The sequence below is a fragment of the Streptomyces sp. WM6386 genome, assembly GCF_000972385.1.
Lineage (GTDB): Bacteria > Actinomycetota > Actinomycetes > Streptomycetales > Streptomycetaceae > Streptomyces.
Map to the genome: position 1 here is coordinate 1 of NZ_JXTE01000471.1, position 470 is coordinate 470.

Annotated in this window: 1 protein-coding gene; it reads right to left on the reverse strand. The window is 61.9% G+C overall.

All coding sequences use genetic code 11. The annotated features are described in order from the left end of the window. Nucleotides 1–65: 65 nt before the first annotated feature. A partial coding sequence (locus TN53_RS42290; RefSeq protein WP_234441864.1) for an amphi-Trp domain-containing protein occupies nt 66–470 on the reverse strand: 405 nt, incomplete at its 5' end.

Sequence of the window (470 nt, forward strand, 5' to 3'; positions counted from 1 at the left end):
GTACAGACGAATCCCGGCGCGACCTAACTATCCTAAACCGGTGCATAGATCACACGAACATCCTCTCAGGGCTTTTTCGTCACGGCCCGCTTCGCACCTGTGCCGCTGTTGGTGCTCGTAGCGCTGCGCCTCGGCTTTGCGGGCGCCTTCTTGCGCGTGCGTGTGGTGGGCTTCTCCGCGTCAGTGGCCGTTTGTGATGGCGCCGCCCCGGGCGATGCGGTCGGCCACGTGAACTCGATCTCCAGCTCGATCTCCCCATCACCGATCTCGACCTCCATCTCACTGCGAAGGTCGTCGGTGATTTGCAGTCTCAGGGTTCCGGGACTGAGTTCCAGTTCGGCCTCCCCGCCTTTCCGCAGCGCGGTGGCCAGTGCTGTGAGTTGGTCAGCCGCCTCAAGGCGTGACAGGGAGCGCTTTTGCTCGAACTTGAGGTCCTTCATGGTGTCTCCGATCTGCATACTGCCTAGGTG